The organism is Actinoplanes sp. NPDC048791 (genome assembly GCF_040650095.1).
Taxonomy (GTDB): domain Bacteria; phylum Actinomycetota; class Actinomycetes; order Mycobacteriales; family Micromonosporaceae; genus Actinoplanes.
Genome location: NZ_JBEZGQ010000825.1, coordinates 1 through 3,756, shown reverse-complemented (window position 1 = coordinate 3,756; position 3,756 = coordinate 1). Strand labels below are relative to the sequence as shown.

Genomic DNA, 3,756 nt, shown 5'->3' with positions numbered 1-3,756 from the left:
CTCGGCGTTCTGCCGCACGGAGAGCATGCGCTGGCCCGCCGGAGCCGCGGCGACGTCACCGTCGGCGGCGCGGGAGGAGGCGGCAATCGCGTACCAGGGGCCGGCGGCCGCCACGGCGGCGATCAGGGCGGTGAGGATCAGGACGGTCAGGACCTGCGCGGTACGGGCGCGGACGGCCCCGAGCACCAGCGCGACCATCGAGCCCTCCCCCGTTGAAGATCCACGGGCAGGGTACGCGATGTCACAACCACCCGCGCCGCTTCAGATACAGATACAGTCCCGCCGCGGACCCGACGATCATTCCCAGGCTCAGCAGGAAGCCCCAGAACTTCTCGTAACCCCAGTACGGCACGTTCTGTCCGAAGAAGCCGGTCAGGGCCGTCGGCACGGCGATGATCGCGGCCCAGGCGGCGAGTTTGCGGGTCACGTCGTTGAGCGCGTTGCTCTGCTCGTTGAGGTCCGCCTCGAGCAGTCCGTTGATCCGGTCCCGGGCGCTGTCGATGGTCTCGATGGCCCGCCGCGCGTGGTCGTCGACGTCGCGGTAGTACGGCTCCAGGTGCTCGACGACCATCTCGGTGTCGGCCCGCATGACGTGGGCGATGAGCCCGGCCATCGGCGCGACCGGCCGGCGCAACGCCGCCAGCGTCTTGCGCAGCGCGAAGCCGTACATCCGCACGCTGCGCGGTGCGCCGCCCTCCTCCAGCATGTCGTCCTCGGTCTTGTCCATCGCCTCGTCGAGGAGGCGGGCGGCCGCGAAGTGGCCGTCCACGATGACGTCGAGCAGGCCGTAGACGAGGAAGCCGACACCGCCCTCCGGCGCCAGCCCCGCGTCGGCGTCCCAGCGGCGGATCAGCGGCGTGAGGTCGCTCTGCGACTTGCGGACGGTGATCAGCGCCCGCTCGGTGATGAAGGAACTGATCTCGGTCTTGTGCATCGCCGGACCGGGAGCCGCGGTGTCGACGTGCACGGCGTAGACGTTCATGAACAGGTGACCCGGATAGCGGTCGACCTTGGGCCGCTGGTGGTCGTGCACGGCGTCCTCGACGGCCAGCGGGTGCAGCCGGAACTCGGCGGCGACGGCCTTCAGGTCGTTCTCGTCCGGGTCGAACAGGTCCAGCCACAGCACCGCTTTGGGGTGCGCCTGCAGCTGGTCGGCGATCTCGTGCGGGTCGAAACCCTCGGCCACCACCTCCCCGGCCTCGTACAGCCGGGTGTAGGTGGGGCAGCTCGGCGCTGGTGTGTCCGTCACAACCGATCACTATGCCCCGAGCTGCCCCGGGCACAATCAGCCGTGCGTCACAGTCAGCGTGTAGAACTTCACCTTGGCCCCGTTCGAGGTGCTCTCGGACGAGGACTGGTTGTACGAGCCGGCCTTGAAATACATCCCGTACGGGTTGAACGACGACGGGATGGCGTAGCTCGTGGTGGTGCCGTTGATGGTCAGGTTCACCTTGTTACCGCCGGACACCGCGATGGTGTAGTTCCACCGGGTGCCGAGCGGGACGTTGCCGACCTTGCGGACGTCCTGGCCGCCGGCCGGCGAGATCTCCGTACCGAAGTAGATGTCGCCGTTGGGCCGGTAGTAGAGCTCGACCAGGGGCTTGGTCGACGGGCCGCCCGAGCCGAGGTGGATCTGGCCGACGCACACGTTCTTGGTCACGTGCGGGATGCGCAGGTTGGCGGTGAGCTTGTGCGAGCCGGCCAGCCGCCAGTCGGCCGCGCTGCCGTTGGCGTTCATCTCGCGCAGCTCGGAGCGGGCGTACTTGGAGTTGGGCGTGGTCACGCCCTTCTCCGGGGCCCAGAACGTCATCGACCCGTCGGTCTTGTCGGTGAAGAAGTACGCCGGGTTGGTGTAGCCGTTGGCCCCCTTGAGCTGGGACGGGGGGATGGTGGTGGGCGAGCCCGGCGAACCGGAGGGCAGCTGCAGGCTCCAGACACCGAGGTTGAAGTTGCCGCCGGGGGCGACCGCCGGGTTGAGCGCGGCGGCGTCGGCGCTGGTGATACCGAGGACACCGAACGTGCCCGCCACGGCGGCGGAGGTCAGGACGGCGAGGAGCGTGGAACGGCGCTTCATGCGGGGGACCTTCCTTGCGGAACGGAGGCGCCGGTGGGGACGACCTTAATAGGTAAGACGCTGAACAATAAACATTGTCATCGATGTAAAGTCAATGGCCGCTTGGCGAACGCGGCCGTACGCAGCAAGATCGGGTGAGTCGCCTGCCGAGGAGAAGCGCCGTGCCCGTTCCGTCGACCCCGCTGCGCAAGCTGGGCTTCCTGACCATCGGCCTGTTCGACGGCGACGATCCGCGCGCCGGCCACGAGTCGACCCTGGAGATCATCGAGCTGGGCGAGCGGCTGGGCTTCGACAGCGCCTGGGTCCGCCACCGGCACCTGCAGTACGGCATCTCCTCCCCCGTCGCGGTGCTGGCCGCCGCCACCCAGCGCACCACCCGGATCGAGCTCGGCACCGCGGTCATCCCGCTGGGCTGGGAGAACCCGCTGCGGCTGGCCGAGGACCTGGCCACGGTCGACATCCTGTCCGGCGGCCGGCTCAACCCGGGCCTGAGCGTCGGGCCGCCGATGCACTACGAGCAGGTCAAGGGCGCGCTCTACCCGGACACCGCGGACACCGAGGACTTCAGCTACGAGCGCGTACGGCGGCTGCTCGGCTTCATCCGGGGCGAACCGGCCACCGACTTCAGCGGCGTCGAGGGTTTCGAGGTGTTCTCCGACCGGGTCCAGCCGCACGCCACGGGCCTGGGCCGGCGCCTCTGGTACGGCGGGGCCAGCTTGCGCTCCGCCCGCTGGGCCGGCGAGAACGGCATGAACTTCCTGACCAGCAGCGTGGTCAAGGCGGAGGAGTCGACGGACTTCGCCGAGATCCAGCTGTCGCACATCCGCGAGTTCCGCGCCCACCACCCCGACGGCGACCGCGCCCGCGTCTCGCAGGGCCTGGTGGTCATCCCGACCGACAGCGCGACCGCCGACCAGCGGGCCAGATACGAGGAGTACGCCCGCAAGCGCACCCCGCGCACCGCCACGCCGCAGGGACCGGGCCGGATGATGTTCGCCCCGGACCTGTTCGGCCCCGCGGCCGAGATCGCCGAACGGCTCTACGCGCACCCGGCGTTCCGCGAGATCGACGAGGTGGCGTTCGCCCTGCCGTTCACCTTCGGTCACGATGACTACGTGCAGATCCTCACCGACATCGCGGGCGCCCTCGGGCCGGCCCTGGGCTGGCACCGGGCATGACGTCACCGGAGCACGACCGGGCCAGGATGCTGGCCGCCGCCCGGGCCGAGTTCACCGAGCGGGGCTACCACGACGCCGACCTCGACCTGATCGCCGAGCGGGCCGGGCTGGGCCGGTTCCCCGCCAGTAAGCAGGCGCTTTATTTCGCGGTCCTGGCCGAGATCGCCGAGCAGGCACCGGAGCCGCAGTACCCACCGACCGCCCGCACCGCGAAGGCGGCCCTGGGCGACTTCGCCCGGGCCTGGCTGGCCCGGCTCCCGCTGGCCACCGAGAAGCAACGGCTCGGCCTGCTCCCGGAGATCCTCGCCGGCGAGACCCGCCAGGCCTACGCCCAGCTGCACAACCTGGCCGCGATCGTGCTGGGGCTCGCGCTGGAGAATCTGCCGCCGGGCGCGCCGCGGATGGTCCGGGCCGCCGTGACCATCGCGAAGGGCTCACCGAAGCCCGGTGCCACCGCGGCGAGCCGGCCGGCGCCGTGCAGGGCCGTCAGGGCGGTCTCGGCGG

5 protein-coding genes are annotated in these 3,756 nt (G+C 70.4%); 2 read left to right on the top strand and 3 right to left on the bottom strand.

The window, feature by feature from the left end; genetic code table 11:
- The 3 genes from AB0C29_RS37820 to AB0C29_RS37810 form a co-directional block, all read right to left on the bottom strand.
- Positions 1-198 (bottom strand): hypothetical protein (locus tag AB0C29_RS37820; protein WP_360830972.1); only part of this gene is annotated, 198 nt, incomplete at its 3' end.
- 43 nt (positions 199-241) lie between these two features.
- Positions 242-1,249, bottom strand: a complete 1,008-nt coding sequence (locus tag AB0C29_RS37815; RefSeq protein WP_360830970.1) for a magnesium transporter CorA family protein — start codon at positions 1,247-1,249, stop codon at positions 242-244.
- Between the two features lie 36 nt (positions 1,250-1,285).
- The gene (locus AB0C29_RS37810) at positions 1,286-2,074 is read right to left on the bottom strand and encodes a polysaccharide lyase family 7 protein (protein ID WP_360830967.1); all 789 of its coding nucleotides are present in this window, start codon (positions 2,072-2,074) and stop codon (positions 1,286-1,288) included.
- Between the two features lie 161 nt (positions 2,075-2,235).
- On the opposite strand from AB0C29_RS37810, the gene AB0C29_RS37805 reads away from it, so the two are divergent.
- Together AB0C29_RS37805 and AB0C29_RS37800 are read left to right on the top strand one after the other, a co-directional pair.
- Positions 2,236-3,252: an LLM class flavin-dependent oxidoreductase gene (locus AB0C29_RS37805; RefSeq protein WP_360830965.1), complete on the top strand. Its 1,017-nt coding sequence runs from the start codon at positions 2,236-2,238 to the stop codon at positions 3,250-3,252.
- The coding region (locus AB0C29_RS37800) for a TetR family transcriptional regulator (protein WP_360830963.1) at positions 3,249-3,756 on the top strand (508 nt) is incomplete at its 3' end. The genes AB0C29_RS37805 and AB0C29_RS37800, both read left to right, overlap by 4 nt.